The following is a 21,958-nucleotide window of genomic DNA, read 5'->3' on the forward strand; positions in this document are numbered from 1 at the left end:
GAATGGCAAACGTCGTCGTCCCTCCCGATCAGGCAGCCGACCAGGCCCGCGTGCTGGCTGATGCCGCGCGCGCCGCGGCGGATGTCGCCCGCAACGCGGCCGATCAGGCCCAGGCCATCGCCTCCGGCATGGGCCACGGGATCAGCGCCGCCACCGGCGGCGCGGTCGATCCGTTCATCTTCCAGTTCGCCATTTTCGTGCTGGCGATCTTCGTCGGCTACTACGTGGTCTGGTCGGTCACCCCGGCGCTGCACACGCCGCTGATGTCGGTGACCAACGCGATCTCCTCGGTGATCATCGTCGGCGCGATCCTCGCCGCGGGCGTGCCACTCCTGGAGAAGGGCACGGGCTGGGCCCGGGCCTTCGGCTTCATCGGCATCGTGCTCGCCAGCGTGAACATCTTCGGGGGCTTCCTCGTCACGCAGCGCATGCTCGGCATGTACAAGAAGAAGGCCTGAGACGATGTCCCAGAACGTCTCCGCGCTTCTCTACATCGTCGCCGGCGTCCTGTTCATCATGGCGTTGCGGGGGCTCTCGCACCCGACCACGTCGCGGCAGGGCAACCTCTACGGCATGATCGGCATGGCGCTGGCCGTGCTCACCACCCTGGTCGGCCATCCGCCGGCCGGGTTCGGCGCCTGGATCCTGGTGATCCTCGGTATCGGCATCGGCGGCGGTGCCGGCGCGGTCATCGCCAAGCGCGTGCCGATGACGGCGATGCCGCAGCTCGTGGCCGCCTTCCACTCGCTGGTCGGCCTCGCGGCCGTGGCTGGTGCGGCGGCAACGCTCTACGCCCCGCAGGCGGTGGGCATCCTCGAGAACGGCCACATCCACAAGCAGTCGCTGTTCGAGATGGCGCTCGGCGCGGCGATCGGCGCGATCACCTTCACGGGCTCGGTCATCGCGTTCGCGAAGCTCGACGGGCGGATGTCCGGCAAGCCGATCATGCTGCCGAGCCGGCACCTCATCAATATCGGCCTCGCGGTCGCGCTGGTGGTGCTCATCGCGCTGTTCATCGGCAACGAGAGCAAGGCGATCTTCTGGCTGATCGTGCTGCTGTCCTTCGCGCTGGGCGGCCTGCTGATCATCCCGATCGGCGGCGCCGACATGCCCGTCGTCGTGTCGATGCTCAACTCCTACTCGGGCTGGGCGGCGGCCGGCATCGGCTTCACCCTGGGCAACCTCGCGCTGATCATCACCGGCTCGCTGGTGGGCTCCTCGGGCGCGATCCTGTCCTACATCATGTGCCACGCGATGAACCGGTCGTTCATCTCGGTGATCCTCGGCGGCTTCGGCGGCGACGCCGCCGCCGCGGCTGGCTCCGGGCAGGTCGAGACGCGCCCGGTCAAGCAGGGCTCGGCCGACGACGCGGCCTACATCATGAAGAACGCCGAGCGGGTTATCATCGTCCCGGGCTACGGCATGGCGGTCGCGCAGGCGCAGCACAGCCTGCGTGAGATGGCCGACATGCTGAAGAAGGAAGGCGTTGACGTGAAATACGCCATCCATCCGGTGGCGGGCCGCATGCCGGGCCACATGAACGTCCTGCTCGCCGAGGCGAACGTGCCCTACGACGAGGTCTTCGAGCTGGAGGACATCAACGGCGAGTTCCCGCAGGCGGATGTCGCCTTCGTGATCGGCGCCAACGACGTCACCAATCCGGCCGCCAAGACCGACAAGGCCTCGCCGATCTACGGCATGCCGATCCTGGACGTGGAGCGGGCCAAGACCGTGCTGTTCATCAAGCGCGGCATGGGCTCGGGCTATGCCGGCGTCGAGAACGAGGTGTTCTTCCGCGACAACACCATGATGCTGTTCGGTGACGCCAAGAAGGTGGTCGACAACATCCTCAAGGCGTTCTGAGACCGCCTTCAAGTTGGTTCCTTCGAGGGGCGGGCAGTGATGCCCGCCCTTTCGTTTTGCCGGATCGACTTCGAGCGAGACCGCTGTTGCCGTGGCGCCCGCGATTCCCGGCCCGACCCGGTGTAGAGTGCCGCCCGTGTCCGCCGCCATCGCCTCGCTGATCGCCGATCCGCCGCCGTTCCTGGGCGTCGCCGCCTCCGTGACCGGGCGGCGCTGGCAGGAGCGTTGCGCCGGCCTGGCGGTGCAGAACCACATCGCCAAGATGGTCCAAGCCCACGGCCTGCCCGAATTGCTGGCGCGTGTCCTCGCGGGCCGCCAAGTGGCGCCGGACGAGGCCGCTCGTCACCTGACGCCGCGTCTGCGCGACCTGATGCCGGACCCGGACATCCTGCTCGACATGGATCTGGCCGTGCGCCGGCTCGTGCGGGCCATCCGCCGCGGCGAGGTCGTGGCCGTGTTCGGCGACTACGACGTGGATGGCGCAGCGAGCGCCGCCATGCTCGCCGGCTACCTGCGCCAGCTCGGCCTGCGGGCGCCGATCCACATTCCGGATCGCATCACCGAGGGCTACGGCCCCAACGTCGCGGCGATCACCGCGTTGGCCGCCGAGGGCGCGACCCTGCTGGTCTGCGTCGATTGCGGCACCAGCGGGCACGGGCCACTGGAGGAGGCCGAGAAGCTGGGCCTCGACGTGATCGTGCTCGATCACCACGCCGCCGCGGAGCTGCTGCCCCCGGCCCGGGCGGTGGTGAACCCGAATCGCCTCGATGATCTCTCCGGCCTTGGCCACCTCTGCGCCGCTGGGGTCGTGTTTCTGACGCTCGCCGCCCTCAACCGTGCCCTGCGCCGGGACGGTTTCTTCGGACCTAATCGCCCGGAGCCGGCCCTGACCGACGCCCTCGACCTCGTCGCCCTGGCGACGGTGGCCGATGTGGTGCCGCTGGTCGGCCTGAACCGCGCTTTCGTCACGCAGGGGCTGACGGTGATGCGTCACCGGGGCCGGACCGGTCTCGCGGCGCTGCTCGACGCCGCCTCGCTCAGTGAGCCCCCCGAATCGTGGCATCTCGGCTTCGTGCTCGGGCCGCGGATCAATGCCGGCGGAAGGATCGGCGATTCGGCCCTCGGCGCGCGCCTGCTGACCACGGCCGACCCGGCCGAGGCCGCCCGCATCGCCGCCGATCTCGACCGGCTCAACCGCGAGCGGCAGGCAATCGAGGCGCATGCGGTGTCCGAGGCCGAAGCCGAGATGGACCGGGCCCTGACCCTCGACCCGGCGCGCGCCGTGCTGGTGAGTGGCAACGCCGCGTGGCATCCCGGCATCGTCGGGCTGATCGCGGCGCGCCTGAAGGAGCGGTTCAACCGGCCTGCCTTCGCCTTCGCGATTCGGCCCGACGGCAGCGCCACCGGTTCCGGGCGCTCGATTCCCGGCGCCGATCTCGGCCTCGCGGTCCGCGCCTGCGTCGAGGCCGGGCTCGCCAGAAAGGGCGGCGGCCACGCCATGGCGGCCGGTGTCACCCTGCGGGCCGACGACATTCCGCGCTTTGAAATGCATCTCTCGGCCTTGCTCGGGGCCAGCGTCGCGGTCTCGCGGGCGGCCGACGCCCTGCTGATCGACGGTGGCCTCAGTGCCGGCGGCGCCACCGCCGAAACCGTGCGGCTGCTTCAGCGAGCCGGGCCGTTCGGGCAGGGTGCCCCGGAGCCGGTCTTCGCCCTCGGCCGCCATAGACTGGTCGATGCCGCTATCGTCGGCTCAGGCCATGTCCGCGCGCGGCTGCGCAGCCGCGACGGGCAGGCGGTCGGTGCGATCTGTTTTCGCGCCGCCGAGCGTCCCCTCGGGCAGGCCCTGCTGAAGGGCATCGGCCAGGAGATGCATGTCGCCGGCACGCTCTCCTGCGATCGGTGGCGCGGGGCCGAGCGGGCGCAGCTCCGGATTATCGATCTGGCTTTAGCTGAAACCTAAAGACGCTCAGCCGCCGGCCATCACCAGCGCCCAGAACCGCTTGTAGCGGGTGTCCGGCGCATCGACCCGGGCGATGCCGATCCGCCGGATCTGCGGGAGCAGCATGTTCTTGTTGTGCTCGGGGCTGGCCTTCCAGCGGGCGAGCACTTGCTCGAAAGTCTCGGACCCGGCGCTGAGATTCTCGGCGGCGTAGGACCGCGCCAGCCCGGCCGAGGCCATGCGCGAGGTGAAGCTGCCGCCGACATCGTGGCTCAGCTGGCCGTGCCGGGCGTTGTTACCGGCCTGGAACGCGGCGGCCTTCACCAGACCGGTGTCGACGATGACCGGGCTGAGCCCATGCTGGACCCGGTAGGCCGAGATCGCGGCCGCGGCGGCGACCTCGTCGAGGATCGCGGTATGGGTCGCGTTCTCGACGCTCGGTTCGGGGGTGAAGGACAGGCCGCCGCAACCGGCAAGCGACAGCGACAGGGCGGCAGCGACGGCGAGGGAAAATTTCGACACGAGGGCCAGCGATTCACGAACGGATGCGCCTCCCTCGGGTTCGGTTGCGGCGAAAGCGCGGCGCTGGCCGTGAGCCTCAAACCGCAACCGGCGAATTGTGGCGCCGAGGCCACGGCGATCACGCGGCGAGCGCGTCGCCTCCGAGCATGACCGGCGCGAATACGCGCAGCAGATCGGGGTCGAGATGGCCGGACCCGTCGACCATGATCGCCAGGGCTTCGGCGGGGCTCGCGGGCTTCCGGTAGGCGCGGCGCTCGGTCAGGGCCGAGAACACGTCGCAGATCGCCACGATCCGGACCAGATCGGAGATCGCTCGCCCCCGGAGCCGGTCCGGATAGCCGGTGCCGTCGAGGCGCTCGTGGTGGTGCAGGACGACGTCGATGACCTCGTCCTCGAAGCTGCCCTGTGCCCGCAGCAGCTCGGCGCCGATCACCGGATGGCGCTGCATCAGGCGCAGCTCTTCCGGATCGAGACGGCCGGGCTTGTTCAGGATCTCGCTCGGGATGCGCGATTTGCCGATATCGTGGAGGAGGGCGGAGCGCACCAGCCGTGCGAGGTCGATCCGGCTCAGCCCGATCTGCGCGCCGAAGCTCGCGGCATGGCCGGCCACGCCCAGCGTGTGCTGGTAGACGCCGATATCGTGGCGCCAGACCTCGGCCAGCCAGTCCGTGATGCCGGCTTCCGAGATGGCGGCGAGCACCAGCTCGGTCCCCCGCTCGACATCGGCGCGCTGCAGCCCCGCGCCCAGCGCCGCGCTGTCGAACAGCTCCGAGACGATCGCGGTGGCGTCCGTTACGCGCCCGACAAGTTTCTGCCGGCGCGTCTCCACCGAGCGCGTCACCGCCTCGATCATCGCGAAAACGTTCGCCAGCACCAACTGGCGCGGCGCCGCCGCGGGCAGCTGGCGTATATGAGGGGAGGGCTTGGCGGGTTCCCCGCGGACCAGGACGAGGCGCGGCACCGGCCGCCCGCGATGGGTCAGGGCCGGCTCCAGCGCCGCGGCCTGTGCCGGCGGCAGATCCAAGATGATCAGATGCGGACGCCCCGGCGGGACCGGCCTCCCGGCAGAGACCGCTCGGCAGTCCATCACCAAGGCGATGGCGCGTTCCAGGGCGGCGCGTTCGGACGGGCGATCCGAGATCAGCAGGACGAACGGGCCGTCAGCGGTCCGCGAAGATATGCCGAGGGCCAACGCGGTTGCTCCCTCGCCCGCATGGTCAACGATCCGTTGACGCTAGCGGAAACCATTGAGCAAAGTGTTAACCCTACGCAGTCTGCCCGCGTATAGATGCGGGAAAAGCAGTGTTCAGGCGAGGCTGACGGCGCCGTCCTGGCGGACCGGCTGGGCGGCGGTCTTGCCGGCATCGGAAGCCGGGCTCAGAAAATCGGCGAGCTTGACGGCCAGCAGGGCCTGGCAGGCCGCGAGGGCGACGAACACGACGAGGAAGCTGGCGATCATGGGTCTCTCCGGTGCCGCTCGGCTGGGCGCTTTATGTTGCGACGCAAGAAGTGCCATGCCGCGCCGCAAACTGGTATGCCAGATGCCGAATGCCATTCATGCTTGGCATGCATGCCGATGTGTTGAATTGGTAAGAACCAACCTGAGATGCGGACGGGGCGTCAACTGAAGCGATGGCGATGAGATCAGAGCCCCGCTCGAGTTGCAGCCCTATATTGCACTGCAATCGGATCGCCTCCCGTTTTTCGCCTTGAGCCGGCATGCACGCGGTCGCTGTCGGCAAGTGGTTCTGCGGAAGGCTGCCAAGACGGGAGGTGCAGCCCATGGCATGCGGTAGGCTACCCGCGATCAGCTCAAGCCGATCAAGCACGCTTCATCGTTCGGTCGACGACCCTGAGAGTCTGTAAGGTTTCAATCCTTCGAGGATGGAGCGCGACAGGCCCATTCTCCCGCACGGGCTACGATGTTCACAGATCTGCGGACGAAGCGCGGGTTCCCCTCGCCCCGCTTGGGGGAAGCGGAGGCGCAGCCGAAGCGGCGGTGATGGGGGGCTCAGAACGGGGCGCGCGTCCTGAGCCGCCCCCACACCCTCGGCTGCCGCCTCACTCCGGCGACGACAAGGTCGCCGGAGCCCTCTCCCCGCAAGCGGGGCGAGGGGATCCCCGCACCAACGCCTGAGGCGAGCGCAGGCCACGGTGGAAAAGGGCCGAACGCGATCTGTGAAACAGCTAGCCCGTGCGGGAGAGGGGACCCACGCTTCATCACGGCTATGCAAGCCCGCATCTCGATCGAAAGACTTACAGCCTGTCAGCGTGAGGTTGAGAAGGGAAAAGACCCGTCAAACGGGCGCTCAGTCGAGATAATCGCCGTAAGTGTCCACGTGCTGGGCTAGGCCGAGGCCGTGTTCCCGCACCAGCCGCTCTGCCGTCTCGGCGTCCCGGGCTTCCAGGGCTGCGATGATCGCGACGTGCTCGCGGATCGAGCGCTCGGCCCGATCGCCCTGGCGGAGCGCCGTGCTGCGGATGCCGCGCACATGCATCAGCAGGTTGCTGGTCAGCTCGGCGATCGGCTCGCAATGGCCAAGCGCGATGATCCGCTGGTGGAAGCGGATATTGGCGTCCGAATACTCGTCGATATGCTCGGCCGGCTGGCCCTCATAGAATTCCGGAAATGATTCGCGCAGGGACCGAAGCTGTGCGTCGGTAGCGCGGGTGCAGGCGAGCCGGGCCGCCATGCTCTCCAGGGCAGTCCAGGCGTGGATCATGCCGACGATCTCGCGCTTGTTCTTCTTGATGACGAAGACGCCGCGCCGCGCTTCGGACCGAACGAACCCTTCCTGCTCCAGGACGGTCAGCGCCTCGCGCACCGGCGTACGGCTGACGCCGAGATCCTGCGACAGTTTTCGCTCGTCGAGCCGCACCTCATCGGGCCGCCCGTAGATGTCCATGTTGGTGATAGCAGTCTTGAGCGCTTCATAAGCCAGGGTCCGTAGACTGGAACTGGCGACGATCGGTTTAACGCTCAACGGTTCAGAGTTCGACATGCCTCGTCCAGTCGGCCCATGCCCATAATTTCTCGCACGTGTTCTGCGACGTGCGCTCTTTAAACGAACTAGCCCAAACCTTTGGCAGATCCTAGCCGATTGCGAGCCGACTCCACAGACCGGTCGTGGACAGGGCGACCCAGCGGAACGTCGGACGGCGGCACAAACTGGAACGGTAATGCCGAATTGGGCATCCACGTCTGAGACGCTTCGGTAATCCCGCGACCAATTCATGTATTTTTATGCAGGATCGATTGACAGATCCGCCCGATCTCAGCACCATTCTTCTGGCATACCGTAGACCAGAACGGCGCGGGTGAGAGCTTTCGGCGGTGGAAGGCGGCGCCGCCGAGACTTCATTTGTCCGGCAGACAAGAATTTTTCAAAGCACGCCCCACGGTTTGTACTGCCACGGGCGGCTCAGCCGGGCCATAAACACAGCCGGCGAACGAGAGAAAATAATAAATCCAATCTGGAGGGAAGCGTATGTCCGAGATCCGCAAACCGGTCGGGCGGGGCCGATGGCTCCAGCTGGCATTCGGCGTCGTCTGTATGTGCATGATCGCCAACATGCAGTACGGCTGGACGTTCTTCGTGAACCCCATGCAGGAGCGTCACGGCTGGGATCGCGCGGCGATCCAGATCGCCTTCACGCTGTTCGTCGTCACCGAAACCTGGCTGGTGCCGATCGAGGGCTATTTCGTCGATAAGTACGGCCCGCGGATCGTCACCCTGTTCGGCGGCCTGCTCTGCGGCATCGCCTGGGTCATGAACTCCTATGCGGAAACCCTCACGATGCTGTACGTGGCGGCCGCGATTGGGGGCACCGGTGCGGGCGCGGTCTACGGCACCTGTGTGGGCAACTCCCTCAAGTGGTTCCCGGACCGCCGCGGTCTCGCCGCCGGCATCACCGCGATGGGCTTCGGTGCCGGCTCGGCGCTGACCGTCGTGCCGATCCAGGCGATGATCAAGTCGCAGGGCTACGAAGCCGCGTTCTTCTACTTCGGCATCGGCCAGGGCCTGATCGTGATGCTGATCGCCCTGTTCCTGCGGGCGCCGGCCAAGGGCCAAGTCCCGGATGTCGCCCGGGTCAGCCAGTCCAAGCGCGACTTCAAGCCGGGCGAGATGGTGCGCACCCCGATCTTCTGGGTGATGTACGCGATGTTCGTCATGATGGCCGCCGGCGGCCTGATGGCGACTGCGCAGCTCGGCCCGATTGCCAAGGACTTCAAGATCGCCGACGTGCCGGTCTCGCTGCTCGGGATCACGCTGCCAGCACTCACCTTCGCGGCGACCCTGGACCGGGTGCTCAACGGCGTGACGCGGCCGTTCTTCGGCTGGGTCTCGGACCATATCGGCCGCGAGAACACGATGTTCATCTCCTTCGCGATCGAAGGCCTGGGCATCTACGCGCTGAGCCAGTTCGGCGAGAACCCGATCGCCTTCGTGCTGCTCACCGGTCTCGTGTTCTTCGCCTGGGGTGAGATCTACTCGCTGTTCCCGGCGACCTGTGGCGACACGTTCGGCTCCAAATACGCCGCGACCAATGCTGGCCTGCTCTACACGGCCAAGGGCACGGCGGCGCTGATCGTGCCCTATACCAGCGTGCTCACGACCATGACCGGCAGCTGGCACACGGTGTTCCTGGTGGCGGCCGGGCTCAACATCCTGGCGGCGTTCCTGGCCCTGTTCGTGCTCAAGCCGATGCGGGCGGCCTACACCAAGGCGCCGCAGGCGAACCTCGCACCGGTGCTGGCCCAGTAAGGCAGCCGACCAAACGACAGGAGGCCCGGCGCCGGCTTTACGGCGCCGGGCCTTCGCGCGTACCCGGTACCGGGGTCATCCGAGGATCGGGCATGGATAGGGACGAGCGGATCGCACGCGAGAGCGTGGTGACGGCGGCGCGGGACCTCGACGCGCAAGGGTTGAACCGCGGCACCTCTGGCAACGTCTCGGTGCGGTTCCGCGATCGCATCCTGATCACGCCCTCGGGGCTGCCCACCGCGCGCATGGGCCCGGACGACATCGTGCCGCTGGCCTTCGACGGGACGCACCCGGCGGGGCTCAAGCCGTCATCGGAGTGGCGTTTCCATCGGGACATCCTGGCGGCGCGGCCGGAGATCGGCGCCGTCGTCCACGCCCACCCGATCCACTGCACCGCCTTCGCCCTCTGCGGGCGGGAAATCCCGGCGGTGCATTACATGATCGCGGCTTTCGGCGGACCGAACGTACGCTGCGCGCCCTACGCGCCCTACGGCACGGCGGAGCTCTCGGAGCTGGCCCTGGCGGCGCTCAAGGACCGGAACGTCTGCCTGCTCGCCAACCACGGCATGATCGCCGCCGGCGCGACGATCGAGAAGGCCCTGTGGCTGGCGGTCGAGCTGGAGACGCTATGCTGGCAATACGCCGTGGCGCTTCAGGTCGGCGCCCCGAACATCCTGTCCGACCACGAGATCAACAGCACCGTCGAGCGCTTCCGCGGCTACGGGCTGAACGCGGTCGACAAAGGCTGACGCGAGGGGCCTCGGCTCAGCGGCCCAAAACCTGCCCGAGCGCGATGCCGCCGGAGGCCGCGAACTCGGCGGCAGAAATCTTCTTGCCGTCCTCCGGCTTCACCTTGCGGATCTCGATCCGCCCGCCCTGCGCACAGACGCTGAATCCATCCTCGTCCACGGCGATCACCTCACCGGGCTTGCCCTTCACCTCGCCGAGGCGGCGGACCGGGTGCAGGCGCGCATCGAAGATCTGGAGCTTTTTGCCGTCGAGGGTCGTCCAGGCCCCGGGAGCCGGGTTGGCGGCGCGAATCAGGTTGTAGATCTGGTCGGCATGGCCGGACCAGCGGATCTCGGCCTCGGCGGCGCGGAACCAGCCCTCGTAGCTCGCCGCGTCCTCGTCCTGATCGACCTCGATATGCTCGCCGGCGACCACAAGGTCGGCCGCTTCCAGCATCGCGTCGACGCCCATCGGGAAGAGGTTGTTGAAGTAGATGTCGCCCAGCGTCGCGTCGCCACCGATCTCGCAGGTCTTCTGCAGGATCACCGGCCCCTCATCGAGGCCGTCGGTAGGGCGGAAGATCGTGAGCCCAGTCTGCAGGTCGCCCTTGGCGATCGGCCAGTTGATCGAGGACGGGCCGCGATACCGCGGCAGCAGGCTCGGATGATACTGAATCGTGCCGTGCTTCGGGATGGTGACGAAGCTCTGCGGCGCGAATTGCAGCACGTAGGCCATGATGCCGATATCGGCGTCGAGGCCGCGTATCGCCGCCTCGGCCTCCGGGCTCTTCAGGCTCGGAAACTGGAAGACCGGCAGGCCCTTCTCCAGCGCCGCGGTCTTCAGGACGTCAGGCTTGGCCCCGGCCTTCTCCGGCGCGCAGAACACGCCGGCGACAGTATCCCCGCGCTTCAGGAACGCGTCCAGGACGGCCTTGCCGAAATCCTGCTGACCGATGACGGCGATGCGCATGGGATATCCCTGGCGTCGTCCGGCCCCGAAACAGGGCCGGTTTCTGTTCGGATAAGACGGTGGTGGCGTGCCGCTTGGCGGCGATCCCGGACGGATGGCCCGGGATCGCCGGCCGAACTCACTCGGCGGCGATCTTCTGCACGCCGCCGATGGCGCCGGACCCGGCGATCGCCTCGACCTCTTCGGCCGAGTATTTCAGCACGTCGCGCAGGATCTCGTCGTTGTGCTCGCCGAGCAGGGGCGAGCGCACCACCTCGGTGGGGCTCGCCGACAGCTTGATCGGGTTGCCGACCGAGAGGTAGCGGCCGCGGGTCGGGTGATCGACCTCTACGATGGTGCCGGTTGCTCGCAGGGCCTCGTCCGCGGCGATCTCCTTCATGGACAGGATCGGGCCGCACGGGATGTCGTGCCCGTTGAGGATGTCCATGGCCTCGAACTTGGACATCTTCATCGTCCAGGCTTCGATGCGCGTGAAGATCTCGTTGAGATGCGGCAGGCGCGCCTTCGGGGAGGCGTAGTTCGGGTCGGTCTTCCAGCCCGGCTCGCCGATGATGTCACAGATCGGGTCCCAGACCGCGGCCTGCGTGATCACGTAGATGTAGGCGTTCGGATCCTGCTCCCAGCCCTTGCAGCGCAGGATCCGGCCCGGCTGGCCGCCGCCGGAATCGTTGCCGGCCCGCGGGGTGGCGTCGCCGAACGGGATGCCCTCGCCGAACTGGCTGTATTCCTTCAGCGGGCCGTGCTCCAGGCGCTGCTGGTCGCGCAGCTTCACCCGGCACAGGTTGAGCACGCCGTCCTGCATGGCGCAGTCGACCTTCTGGCCGAGCCCGCTCTGGGTGCGGTGGTAGAGCGCCGTGACGATGCCGAGCGCGAGGTGCAGGCCGGTGCCGGAATCACCGATCTGGGCGCCGGTCACCATCGGGATGCCGTCGCGGAACCCGGTGGTCGAGGCCGAGCCGCCGGCGCATTGCGCGACGTTCTCGTAGACCTTGCACTCCTCGTAGCGGCCCGGCCCAAAACCCTTCACTGAGGCGAGGATCATGCGCGGGTTCTTCGCGTGGATCTTCTCCCAGGTCAGGCCCATCCGGGCCAGCGCGCCGGGGGCGAAGTTCTCGACGAGGACATCGCATTCCTCGATCAGGCGCCAGAGCACTTCTTTGCCCTTCGGGTTCTTCGAATCGAGCGTGAGCGAGCGCTTGTTGTGGTTCAGCATCGTGAAATACAGGCTGTCCACATCCGGCAGATCCTGCAGCTGCTGACGAGTGGCATCGCCGACCCCCGGCCGCTCGACCTTGATCACGTCGGCTCCGAACCAGGCCAGAAGCTGGGTACAGGTCGGGCCGGATTGAACGTGGGTGAAGTCCAGGATGCGGACGCCTTCGAGGGCCTTGCTCATGTTCGGTCTCGGATCTCGGGTCTAGTTTCGGGATGCGGCGGACGGTCTTTTGAAGTCGGTCTCACGCGTGAAGCGGTATCGCGGAGGCTGCGCAGCGACTCTGGAAACACGCGCCCAGTGTTCTCGGACGGACCATGCCGACACTCCCTCCCGATGCGCGGCCCCGTCGAATCGCGGTTCCGTCACGCTGGCCCGGTCTGGCGGGCCTTCCTGTTTGTATACCACATGCCATCCGCACGAGGCGAGTAGAAAGAAACACGCGCGAAGGTTGTGCTCAACACCTGAGCTTAGACCTAAGAGTTTTAAGACTCAAAGCGGACGCGCAAGTGCAGAGGGAGAACCGGGCCTAGCCCCCTTGGCATACGTCTCAAGGCGGTCCATCATTCCGCCAAAATCGATCGGCCGCGAAGCGGTCAATTGCGTAACAACGCTGAACGAGGAACGCCCATGCTCGCCAGCACTAGCTTGATCAAGTCGTCCTGGATCGCGGTCGATGTCGACCGCGATCGTGCGGAGCGCGTGCTCGTCGTCGAGACCTACATCGCTGTGAGCCCGCTGGAACCGAATTACGACGCCGCGCAGTACGATCGCGTCCTGTGCTGCGTGCAGAAGGTGCTGAAGGCGCATCCGGAGATCGACCGGGCGTCGATCCTCAGCATGCATCGCGGCTCCGGCTGCACCGCCCTGTTCCGCGAGCCGCCGTCGGATCTGGCGCGGCCGGCTGCGGCCTGACGGTCTATCCGGCCTGAACGCGCGCCCGCAGCCGGATCAAGGCGTTTCCGGCTCGGGACCGACCTGGGGCTCGTGCGATTCCAGCGCGACCCGGGCGGCGTGGAACCACCAGAGCGGGATGTCGCGATTGGCCTTGGTCAATTCCGATGCCCAGCCTTCTTTCGGCATCACCTCGGCCCGGTCGGCGAACAACCGGAGCGCGCTCTCCGCCCGCTCCCGCCGGCAGCGCTCACGGATCGCGGTGCGTTCGGCCTCGGCCCGGGCATCCGTCTGCTCGATCAGCCGGCGCGTCGCCAACTCGTCGGCATCGAAGGCGAAACGCTGCCAGAACGCTTCCGCTTCCCGGGCGACGTCGCGCTCCCGCTGCGCCACCGACACCGCCGCCTCGGCGTCTTGCTGCGCGGCCTCCGCCGCGTGGGCGCGCGCGAGGACGCGGTTATTGGCCTCCAAAAGCTCGCGTTCGCGCTCCGGGGCCATGCGCTGCCGCCGCAGCACGCGCAGTTCCTCGTCGCGCGCGGTCCGGTCGTTCAGATCCGAGAGCAGAGCGGCGAGGGGGCCGGCGGTCAGGGCGTCGGCGCGCCGAAGATAGCGCTCGCGCAGCCCCGGATGGTGGGTATCCAGCGTGTCGCCATCCCAGGCCGGATGGTTGGCGTTCCCGTTTCCATCGTGATCGTAGAGCGCGCGCGCCAGGGCGTGGCGCAGGTCGTCTGAGGACGGAGTCGCGGCGTGATCGTTCATGACGCTACGCTGGCGGCGAGTAACGGGACGGCTGTCAACGCGCTTGTGCAGCCGGAGGACTCATCAGCGCATGACGATCCGGTGTTGTCGCCCGGTAAAATCATCGTCCGCATGCAATCACCCGACCACCCGACGACGCGACACGATTGAGACTCTTTCGTCGCACGGTCGTTCCGGCGATCCGGTAAAGAGACCGCCGCGATTTTTACGGGGATGCCCGGTGCCACCGCCCGCCTACGTCTTTCACGGGGGATCCACCATCGCGGAAGACTGCGGTTCAAGCTTGTCACTGCGGATAAATTTTTGCGGAACCCCACGGTGGATACAGCCGGCGCAGTGGGGCGGCGGCGTCCGCGGCAGGTTCACCCCTCAGATTTCCGGGCGATCCGCTCCAGCGCCCCGAACATCGGCTCCAATTCGTCCGCGTCGAGACGGTGGAATCCGAGGGTCCGGCCCATGATTACGCCCAGGATCGCGAAGAACAGCACCGAACCCTCGCCCGGGCAGGCGCCGTTCATCCCGGCGAGCCGGTCGAGCTGGTCCGCCACGAAGGACCGGTAATCGTTCAGCGCCTCGGGATACTCGATCGAAGCGAGCAGCAGGGCGCGCGACGACTCGTCATCGTCGCAATAATGCGAACGGGCATGGGCGACCATGGCCCGTGGCAGCTGCGCCGGGCCGGGCGCGAGTTCGCTTTCGCAATCGGCGATGCCGTCACGCAGCTCGGCGAGCTTGCGGGCGACAAGGGCCAGGATCAGCGCGTCCTTCGACGCGTAGTGATGGAGCACGCCGCCCTTGCTCAGGCCCGCCTCGGCCGCAACGGCGTCAATGGTCAACGCACGTGCGCCGCCCTTGCGCAAAACCGCGTCGGCCGCCTCCAGGATGATCTCCGGCCGTTCCGCCAGCCGCTGCCGTTTCACGCGCATGGGTCACCATTTTAGAAACCGACTGGACGGTATGTAAGCGATCAAGTAGGAACGCGTCACGCCGTGGGCTCCCATTCCGCCGCGATGGTCGACCGCAAGATCCGCATGACCGCTCATCGATACACAGCCGTAGTGCTGGCGACGATCGCCCTCGCGACGGCGGCTGAGGGCGCCGAACCGACGACAGCGCCGGACTTGGCCCTGGCCCGCGTCCGTGTGGTCGAGGCGCAGCGCACCCCGGTCGCTTCCGAGGTCGTCCTGACCGGCGATATCCAGGCCCAGGCGCAGGTCAATGTTTCGTTCCGGACGAACGGTAAGGTCGCCGAGCGCCGGGTCGAGGTCGGCGATCACGTCGAGGCCGATCAGGTCCTCGCCGTGCTGGAGCCGCTGACCCAGCGGGCCAATCTCGACAACGCCAAGGCCGCCCTGGCCTCGGCGGAGGCGCGGCTGACCCAGGCCAAGATGGCCTATGAGCGACAGAAGCAGCTCCTGGCAGGCGGCTACACCACGCGGCCGAGCTACGACAATGCCGAGCAGGAGCTGCGGACCGCGCAGGCCGCGGTCGATTCGGCCAACGCTGCGCTCGGGACCGCGCAGGAGCAGTTCTCCTACACGGAGTTGCGCGCCGGCGTGTCGGGAATCGTCACGAGCCGCAGCGTCGAGGTCGGCCAAGTGGTCCAGTCCGGCCAGACCGTCTTGGTCCTCGCCCAGGACGGGCCGCGGGACGCGGTGTTCAATGTCTACGAATCGCTGACCGCGCGACCGCCGGGCGACAAGACCATCACGGTGACGCTGCAGACGAACCCGGCGATCTCGGCACGCGGCACCGTGCGCGAGGTCTCGCCGACGGTGGATGCGTCGAGCGGCACGGTCCGGGTCAAGATCGGCCTGGAACAGACGCCGCCGGCCATGGGATTGGGCGCCGTCGTCATCGGCCACGGGCGCTTCGCGCCGCATGATGCGGTGATCCTGCCCTGGTCGGCACTCTATCGCTACGACGGCCATCCGGCGGTCTGGATCTACGATGCCGGCCGCCGGACCGTCTCGGTCCGCGCGGTCGAGATCGACCGGTACGGGCCGGATGTCATCGCCTTGAAGAGCGGCGTCGAGCCGGGCGAGCGCGTCGTCATCGCGGGAATCCAATTTCTGCGGCCGGGGCAGGAGGTTGCCGCTGCCCTCGTCGGAGGCAACCCATGAGTGTGCGCGCGGTTCTGGCGGTCCCCGCACTCGCCCTCATTCTCGGTGGTTGCGATAGCCATGGCGACACGCCCAAGGAGGCGGCCGCGCCGGTACGTCCGGTGCTGACGCAGGTCGCCGTGCCGAGCGACAGCATCGCGTTCGGCCCCTTCGCCGGCACGATCGAGCCCCGCTACCAGTCGCAGCTCGGCTTCCAGATTCCTGGCCGGATGGTGGCGCGCGACGTGACCGTCGGCGACATCGTCAAGAAGGGGCAGCGTCTGGCCGCCCTCGACACCGTGGTCACGCGCTTCGACCTGACCCGGGCCGAGGCCGATCTCGCCGACGCGCGGGCGCAGGCCGAGAACGCGGAGGCCGCTGAAATTCGCGCCCGGCGCCTGATTGCGGGCAACAACGTCTCGCAAGCGACCCTCGACCAGGCGGTGGCCAAGCGTGACACCGCCCGGGCGCGGGTCGATCAGGCCGTGGCGAGCCTCCAGAAGGCCCGGGACCAGATGGGCTACACCGAGCTCAAAGCCGAGTTCGACGGCGTCGTCACCCAGCGCCTCGCCGAGGTCGGGCAGGTGCTCAGCGCCGGCCAGGGCGTCGTCACCGTCGCCCGGCCGGAGATCCGCGAGGCGGTGGTCGATATTCCGGAGCAGTATGTCGGCGCCCTGCCGGCGGATGGCGTGTTCTCGGTCTCGCTCCAAAGTGCGCCGGAGCTGACGGCCAAGGGCCGCGTCCGCGAGATCGCGCCGCTCGCCGAGGCCGGGACGCGTTCCCGGCGCATCCGCATCACCCTGGAGGATCCCGGCCCCGCCTTCCGGCTCGGTGCGACCATCGACGTGTCGCTCATGCGCACGGTTCCGCGCCGCTTCCTCCTGCCGGATTCCGCGCTGCTTCAAGACGGCGAGCGCCGCTCGGTCTGGATCGTCGCCGCGGACGGCAAGTCGGTGACGCGCCGCGACGTGACGCCGGCCTCCCCCCCGGAGGGAGACGAGGGCGGGCGCGTCGCCATCCGCGACGGTCTCACGCCGGGCGAGCGGATCGTCGTGGCGGGCGTCCACACCCTGCGCGAAGGCCAGGCCGTGCGCCTGACCGACGACGCCCGTTGAGCCGGTCGGACGAGGGTTCCCCGTGAAGGATTTCAATCTCTCCGACTGGGCACTCGGGCATCGCTCGTTCGTCTGGTTCCTGATGGCGGTCGCCCTTGTCGCGGGCGTGATGGCCTATAGCCGCCTCGGCCGCGAGGAGGACCCGCCGTTCACGATCAAGACCGTGGTCGTGCAGACAACTTGGCCAGGCGCGACGATCAAGGACACGATCGATCAGGTCACCGACCGCGTCGAGAAGGAGCTGCAGCAGCTCAACGGTCTGGACTACGTCCGCAGCTATACGACGCCGGGCTCCTCGACAGTGTTCGTGCAGTTCCGCGATACGCTGAAGAAGTCCGACGTGCAGCCGGCCTTTTATCAGGTCCGCAAGCGCCTCGGCGACATCAAGGGCCAGTTCCCGGAGGGCGTGCAGGGCCCGTTCTTCAACGACGAGTTCGGCGACGTCTACGGCAACATCTACGCCTTCACGGCCGACGGCCTGACCTACCGGCAGCTGCGCGACTACGTCGAGGGCGTGCGCACCGAGATCCTGCGGGTGCCCGATATCGGCAAGACCCAGCTGATCGGCACCCAGGCCGAGACGATCTTCCTCGACTTCTCGACCCGCAAGCTTGCCGGTTACGGGATCGACTTCCAAGCGCTGATCAAGGCGCTTCAGGCCCAGAACGCGGTCTCGGCCTCCGGGGTGGTACAGGCCGGGCCGGAGCGCGTGTCGCTGCGGGTCAGCGGCTCCTTCACCTCGGAAGCCTCGCTTCAGGACGTGAACCTGCGGGTCAACGACCGCTTCTTCCGGCTGGCCGACATCGCCGATATCAGTCGCGGCTACGAGGATCCGCCCGCCCCGATGTTCCGGGTCAACGGCGAGCCGGCCATCGGCCTCGCCATAGCCATGCGGCCGGGCGCCAACCTGCTGCATTTCGGCGAAGCTCTGAAGGAGCAGATGCGGCGGATCGAGGGAACGCTGCCGGTGGGCGTGGGCGTCCATCTGATCTCGGACCAGCCCAAGCAGGTCGAGCACGCGGTCGGCGGCTTCACCGAGGCGCTGGTCGAGGCCGTCGTGATCGTGCTCGCCGTCAGCTTCGTGAGCCTCGGCGTCCGGGCCGGACTGGTGGTTTCGGTCTCGATTCCCCTCGTGCTGGCGATCGTCTTCGTCATCATGCAGTTGATGGACGTGACGCTGCAGCGCATCTCGCTCGGCGCCCTGATCATCGCGCTCGGCCTCTTGGTCGATGATGCCATGATCACCGTCGAGATGATGGTCGCGCGGCTCGAACGCGGCGACACGCTCCGCAAGGCCGCGACCTTCGCCTACACCTCGACGGCCTTCCCGATGCTGACCGGCACCCTGGTGACGGTGGCGGGCTTCCTGCCGATCGGCTTCAACGGCTCGGGGGCGGGCGAATACACCTATTCGCTGTTCGTCGTCCTAGCCGCGTCGCTGCTGGTCTCCTGGGTGGTGGCCGTCCTGTTCGCGCCGCTGATCGGCGTCACGCTCCTGCCGAAGACCGTGAAGCACCACGCCGAGAAGCGCGGCTTCCTGACCCGCATGTTCCTCGGAATGCTCAAGGTCGCGATGGCCTGGCGCTGGACCACAGTCGCTCTTTGCCTCGCCCTGATGGCGGCGGCGATCGTCGGCATGGGCCACGTCCAGCAGCAGTTCTTCCCGTCCTCCGATCGCTCCGAGGTGCTGGTCGACCTGACGCTGCCGCAGAACGCCACCATCGCCGAGACCAAGGCGCAGATGGACCGGTTCGAGGCGAAGCTGAAGGACGATCCGGACGTGACGAGCTGGTCGTCCTATGTCGGCCAGGGCGCGGTGCGCTTCTACCTCCCCCTCGACCAGCAGCTCTCCAACGCGTTCTACGGTCAGATCGTCGTCGTCACGAAGTCCCTCGAAATTCGCGACCAAGTCATGGCCCGCCTCCAGACGATCGGAAAGCGCGATTTCGTCGGTACGGACGTGCTGGTCCAGCCGCTGAGCCTCGGGCCGCCGGTGGGCCGGCCGGTCCAGTATCGGCTGAGCGGCGCGAACATGGAGACGGTCCGCCGCCTCGCCCTGGACCTCGCCAACGTGGTCGCCACGGATCGGCGCCTCGATGTGCCCACCTTCGACTGGAACGAGCCCGGCAAGGTCCTGCGGGTCGAGATCCTTCAGGACAAGGCGCGCCAACTCGGCGTGACCAGCCAGGACATCGCCGGCATCCTCAACGGCATCGAGGGCGGCCAGGCGATCACGCAGGTGCGCGACTCGATCTACCTCGTGAACGTCGTCGGGCGGGCGCGGGCCGCCGAGCGCTCGTCACTCGACACGCTGCAATCCCTCCAGGTCGGACTCGCCAACGGCTCGGTCGTGCCGCTGCTCTCCTTCGCGCGGATCGGCTACGACCTTGAGCAGCCAATCGTCTGGCGGCGCAACCGGCTTGCGACCGTGACGGTGCGCGCCACGATCCGCGACACGACCCAGCCGGCCACCATCGTGACCGCGCTTCAGCCCGGGATCGATGCCTTCGCGAAGGCGCTGCCCGAGGGCTACACCCTGGAGACCGGCGGTTCCGTCGAGGAATCGGCCAAGGGCCAGGGCCCGATCGCCGCCGTGGTCCCGGTGATGCTGCTCACCATGGCGCTGCTGCTGATGGTCCAGCTCCACAGCGTCGGCCGGATGCTGCACGTCTTCACGGTGGCGCCGCTCGGGCTGATCGGCGTCGTGCCGGCGCTGCTGCTGTTCGACAAGCCAATGGGCTTCGTGGCGATCCTCGGCATCCTGGCCCTAATCGGCATCATCATCCGCAACGCCGTGATCCTGGTGAGCCAGATCGAAGAGTTCCGGGCCGAGGGCATGGCGCCTTGGGATGCCGTTTACGAGGCGACGCATCACCGAATGCGGCCGATCCTGCTGACCGCGGCGGCGGCGAGCCTAGGCCTGATCCCGATCGCCCGGGAGGTGTTCTGGGGGCCCATGGCCTTCGCGATGATCGGCGGCATCCTGGCGGCGACGTTCCTCACGCTGCTGTTCATGCCCGCCCTCTATGTCGGCTGCTACCGGATTCGACCGGAAAGCCACGACCGGCCTCCGGCGCAGCCCGCCTGAGCGACCGGCCACACCGATCGCAGCGTGGGCCCACGCTGCGGTGAGCGGTCGGCCCGCCCCTCCGCCCCCTCGGGGCGGGCCGACCGTGATTCATCCCAGGGTCATGTCGTGCCGCAGGCTGAAACTCCCGGCTGTCCCCGCGCGTAAGCGGGACCAGAGCCGAGGAACTCCGCCCGCATGAACGCCTTCATCGCCGTCGTCCTGGTCTGCGCCAACGGTCTCGCCCAGGAGGCCTGCACCGATGCCGAGGCGCTGGAGGTGCGCAAGGTCCGCGTCGCCAACGAGCTCGGCTGCGCCACCGGCTGGCAGGAGATCATCGCCCGCACCGAGCGGCGCGACGAGATCGGCAAGTCCGCCTACCTCAAGACCGAGTGCCGCCGGGTGAAGGAGCCGCAGTGACGGCGCGGAGCCGGGCGCCGCTACTTGTCGTACTTGATGTAAGCGAAGCGCGGATCGGACGGCGTGCCGTCGAGGCCCTGTCCCTCCAATGCCGGCTGCCAGGACACGACCTCCTCGATCTTCTTGGCCAGAGCGAAATCCTTCTCGGTGATGCCCTTGGCCGCATGGTTCATCAGCCGGACCTCCACCCAGGCATAGGAAGCGGTGATGTCGGGGTGGTGCCAGGCCGCCTCGGCGAGGTGGCCCACCGTGTTGATGACCATGAGCGTGCCCTTCCAGCCCGCCGTCTTGTAGGTGCGGCGGATCCAGCCCTCCTCCAGCCGCCATTGCGGCAGCTCGGCCTTCAGCCGGGCCTCCACCGCCGCCTCGTCCAGAACGCCCTCGCGCCGCTCGCTCATTCGCCTCGTCCCATTTGTCCCAGTGTCGCGGGGCGAGGGTGCCCGTGTGGCCGGCGGCGCGCAAGCGCGCAGCGGCATCCGGCACGGTGGACGGCGTGTCGCGCGAGCCCTATGACCTTTTTCCAATGGCGTCAGGACAAGTCCCCGCCCAAGTCTGCGATGTCTGAAGACCGCACAATACGATGGGAGAAGGCGTGATGCTGTCACGGCGCGCAATGCTCGCCGGCGGCCTGCTCGGCGGTCTCGGCCTGCGGGCAGCGCGGGCGGACGTGCCGGTGATCCGCCTCGGAAGCCTGCCTTTCGGGACCTCGACCTGGGAGGCGGCGGTGATCAAGGCCCGCGGCCTCGATACCGCCAACGGCTTCCAGCTCGACGCGGTCAAGCTCGCCGGCAACGATGCGGCGCGGATCAGCTTCATCGGCGGACAGGTCGACACGATCGTCGGCGACCTGCTCTGGGCGGCGCGCCTAGGCAATGACGGCCAGGCGGTGCGCTTCATCCCGTACTCGACCTCGGAGGGCGCAGTGATGGTGCCGGCCGACAGCCCGATCAAGAGCCTGAAGGATCTCGACGGCAAGCGCTTCGGCGTCGCCGGCGGTCCGCTCGACAAGAACTGGCTGCTCCTGCGGGCGCAGGCCAAGGACGCCGCCGGGATCGACCTAGAGCATGCCGCCGAGATCGCCTACGGCGCGCCACCCTTGATCACCCTGAAGCTGGAGCAGGGCGCGCTGGACGCGGCGCTGACCTACTGGACCTATTGCGCACGGCTCGAGGCCAAGGGCTTCCGCCGGCTGGTGGGCGCCGAGGACATCATGCACGCGCTGGGCGTGGCCGGTGACGTATCCCTGATCGGCTACCTGTTCCAGGACACCACCGTGAAGGAGAAGCCCGAGGCGGTGGCCGGGTTCGCGCGAGCGTCCCGCGCCGCCAAGGAGATGCTGGCCGCCGATCCCAGCACCTGGGAGGTCGTGCGCCCGCTGATGGCGGCGGAGAACGACGCGACCTTCGAGGCCCTAAAGCGCGACTTCCTCTCCGGCATCCCGCGCCGCCCGGTGGCGGCAGAGCGGACCGATGCCGAGAAGCTCTACGCCGTGATGTCGCGCCTCGGCGGCCCCCGCCTCGTCGGCAAGGGCGCCGGGCTGCCGCCGGACCTCTACTACGACAGCGGCCGCAATGGTTGAGCGGCCGGTCAGGCTGCCGCC

General features: G+C 67.9%; 20 protein-coding genes. 11 read left to right on the forward strand and 9 right to left on the reverse strand.

Translation table 11 applies throughout. The features are described 5' to 3' along the window. Positions 1-2 precede the first annotated feature (2 nt). From BM228_RS13670 to recJ, 3 genes are all read left to right on the forward strand, one after another. Positions 3-458 (forward strand): proton-translocating transhydrogenase family protein, encoded by a 456-nt coding sequence (locus BM228_RS13670; protein ID WP_092041212.1) that lies wholly within the window; start codon positions 3-5, stop codon positions 456-458. 4 nt (positions 459-462) lie between these two features. Continuing rightward, the gene (locus BM228_RS13675) at positions 463-1,863 is read left to right on the forward strand and encodes an NAD(P)(+) transhydrogenase (Re/Si-specific) subunit beta (protein WP_092041214.1); all 1,401 of its coding nucleotides are present in this window, start codon (positions 463-465) and stop codon (positions 1,861-1,863) included. A gap of 136 nt (positions 1,864-1,999) precedes the next feature. Further along, positions 2,000-3,823 (forward strand): single-stranded-DNA-specific exonuclease RecJ, encoded by a 1,824-nt coding sequence (recJ, locus tag BM228_RS13680; protein ID WP_092041217.1) that lies wholly within the window; start codon positions 2,000-2,002, stop codon positions 3,821-3,823. Between the two features lie 6 nt (positions 3,824-3,829). On the opposite strand, the gene BM228_RS13685 is transcribed toward recJ, so the two are convergent. From BM228_RS13685 to BM228_RS13695, 4 genes are all read right to left on the reverse strand, one after another. Further along, positions 3,830-4,324, reverse strand: coding sequence for a CAP domain-containing protein (locus BM228_RS13685; RefSeq protein WP_092041220.1), 495 nt, complete (start codon positions 4,322-4,324; stop codon positions 3,830-3,832). A gap of 118 nt (positions 4,325-4,442) precedes the next feature. Continuing rightward, positions 4,443-5,516, reverse strand: a complete 1,074-nt coding sequence (locus BM228_RS13690; RefSeq protein WP_092041223.1) for an HD-GYP domain-containing protein — start codon at positions 5,514-5,516, stop codon at positions 4,443-4,445. A gap of 114 nt (positions 5,517-5,630) precedes the next feature. After that, positions 5,631-5,783 carry a hypothetical protein gene (locus BM228_RS34675; RefSeq protein WP_167367728.1) on the reverse strand — a complete coding sequence of 51 codons (153 nt, stop codon included), beginning with the start codon at positions 5,781-5,783 and terminating at the stop codon, positions 5,631-5,633. A gap of 850 nt (positions 5,784-6,633) precedes the next feature. Continuing rightward, positions 6,634-7,326 (reverse strand): GntR family transcriptional regulator, encoded by a 693-nt coding sequence (locus tag BM228_RS13695; RefSeq protein WP_092041226.1) that lies wholly within the window; start codon positions 7,324-7,326, stop codon positions 6,634-6,636. 486 nt (positions 7,327-7,812) lie between these two features. Between BM228_RS13695 and oxlT the strand changes: the two genes are divergently transcribed. Both oxlT and BM228_RS13705 read left to right on the forward strand, forming a co-directional pair. Beyond that, the gene (gene oxlT, locus BM228_RS13700; protein ID WP_092041229.1) at positions 7,813-9,090 is read left to right on the forward strand and encodes an oxalate/formate MFS antiporter; all 1,278 of its coding nucleotides are present in this window, start codon (positions 7,813-7,815) and stop codon (positions 9,088-9,090) included. 92 nt (positions 9,091-9,182) lie between these two features. After that, positions 9,183-9,839 (forward strand): class II aldolase/adducin family protein, encoded by a 657-nt coding sequence (locus BM228_RS13705; RefSeq protein WP_092041232.1) that lies wholly within the window; start codon positions 9,183-9,185, stop codon positions 9,837-9,839. 16 nt (positions 9,840-9,855) lie between these two features. Here BM228_RS13705 and BM228_RS13710 read toward each other — a convergent pair whose 3' ends face one another. Together BM228_RS13710 and frc are read right to left on the reverse strand one after the other, a co-directional pair. After that, entirely contained in the window at positions 9,856-10,788 is a 933-nt protein-coding gene (locus tag BM228_RS13710; protein WP_092041234.1) for a methionyl-tRNA formyltransferase, read from the reverse strand. 118 nt (positions 10,789-10,906) lie between these two features. After that, entirely contained in the window at positions 10,907-12,184 is a 1,278-nt protein-coding gene (gene frc / locus BM228_RS13715; protein ID WP_092041237.1) for a formyl-CoA transferase, read from the reverse strand. Positions 12,185-12,631: 447 nt separating this feature from the next. On the opposite strand from frc, the gene BM228_RS13720 reads away from it, so the two are divergent. Then, positions 12,632-12,916, forward strand: coding sequence for a hypothetical protein (locus BM228_RS13720; protein ID WP_092041239.1), 285 nt, complete (start codon positions 12,632-12,634; stop codon positions 12,914-12,916). A gap of 36 nt (positions 12,917-12,952) precedes the next feature. On the opposite strand, the gene BM228_RS13725 is transcribed toward BM228_RS13720, so the two are convergent. Both BM228_RS13725 and BM228_RS13730 read right to left on the reverse strand, forming a co-directional pair. Continuing rightward, positions 12,953-13,654 (reverse strand): hypothetical protein, encoded by a 702-nt coding sequence (locus BM228_RS13725; protein WP_092041242.1) that lies wholly within the window; start codon positions 13,652-13,654, stop codon positions 12,953-12,955. Between the two features lie 362 nt (positions 13,655-14,016). Then, a complete protein-coding gene (locus BM228_RS13730; protein WP_092041245.1) occupies positions 14,017-14,580 on the reverse strand; it encodes a TetR/AcrR family transcriptional regulator in 564 nt (187 codons plus the stop codon). A gap of 105 nt (positions 14,581-14,685) precedes the next feature. On the opposite strand from BM228_RS13730, the gene BM228_RS13735 reads away from it, so the two are divergent. From BM228_RS13735 to BM228_RS13750, 4 genes are all read left to right on the forward strand, one after another. Then, positions 14,686-15,777, forward strand: a complete 1,092-nt coding sequence (locus BM228_RS13735) for an efflux RND transporter periplasmic adaptor subunit (protein ID WP_139234093.1) — start codon at positions 14,686-14,688, stop codon at positions 15,775-15,777. Beyond that, positions 15,774-16,871, forward strand: coding sequence for an efflux RND transporter periplasmic adaptor subunit (locus BM228_RS13740; protein ID WP_092041248.1), 1,098 nt, complete (start codon positions 15,774-15,776; stop codon positions 16,869-16,871). The genes BM228_RS13735 and BM228_RS13740 overlap by 4 nt, the downstream gene beginning before the upstream one ends. Before the next feature lie 22 nt (positions 16,872-16,893). Continuing rightward, positions 16,894-19,959, forward strand: coding sequence for an efflux RND transporter permease subunit (locus tag BM228_RS13745; protein ID WP_092041251.1), 3,066 nt, complete (start codon positions 16,894-16,896; stop codon positions 19,957-19,959). Between the two features lie 177 nt (positions 19,960-20,136). Next, positions 20,137-20,358: a hypothetical protein gene (locus BM228_RS13750; RefSeq protein ID WP_092041254.1), complete on the forward strand. Its 222-nt coding sequence runs from the start codon at positions 20,137-20,139 to the stop codon at positions 20,356-20,358. Between the two features lie 20 nt (positions 20,359-20,378). Here BM228_RS13750 and BM228_RS13755 read toward each other — a convergent pair whose 3' ends face one another. Continuing rightward, the gene (locus tag BM228_RS13755; RefSeq protein WP_092041257.1) at positions 20,379-20,756 is read right to left on the reverse strand and encodes a 4a-hydroxytetrahydrobiopterin dehydratase; all 378 of its coding nucleotides are present in this window, start codon (positions 20,754-20,756) and stop codon (positions 20,379-20,381) included. 197 nt (positions 20,757-20,953) lie between these two features. On the opposite strand from BM228_RS13755, the gene BM228_RS13760 reads away from it, so the two are divergent. Further along, positions 20,954-21,937 carry an ABC transporter substrate-binding protein gene (locus tag BM228_RS13760; RefSeq protein ID WP_092041258.1) on the forward strand — a complete coding sequence of 328 codons (984 nt, stop codon included), beginning with the start codon at positions 20,954-20,956 and terminating at the stop codon, positions 21,935-21,937. Positions 21,938-21,958 lie beyond the last annotated feature (21 nt).

The sequence above is a fragment of the Methylobacterium pseudosasicola genome, from assembly GCF_900114535.1.
Classification (GTDB): domain Bacteria; phylum Pseudomonadota; class Alphaproteobacteria; order Rhizobiales; family Beijerinckiaceae; genus Methylobacterium; species Methylobacterium pseudosasicola.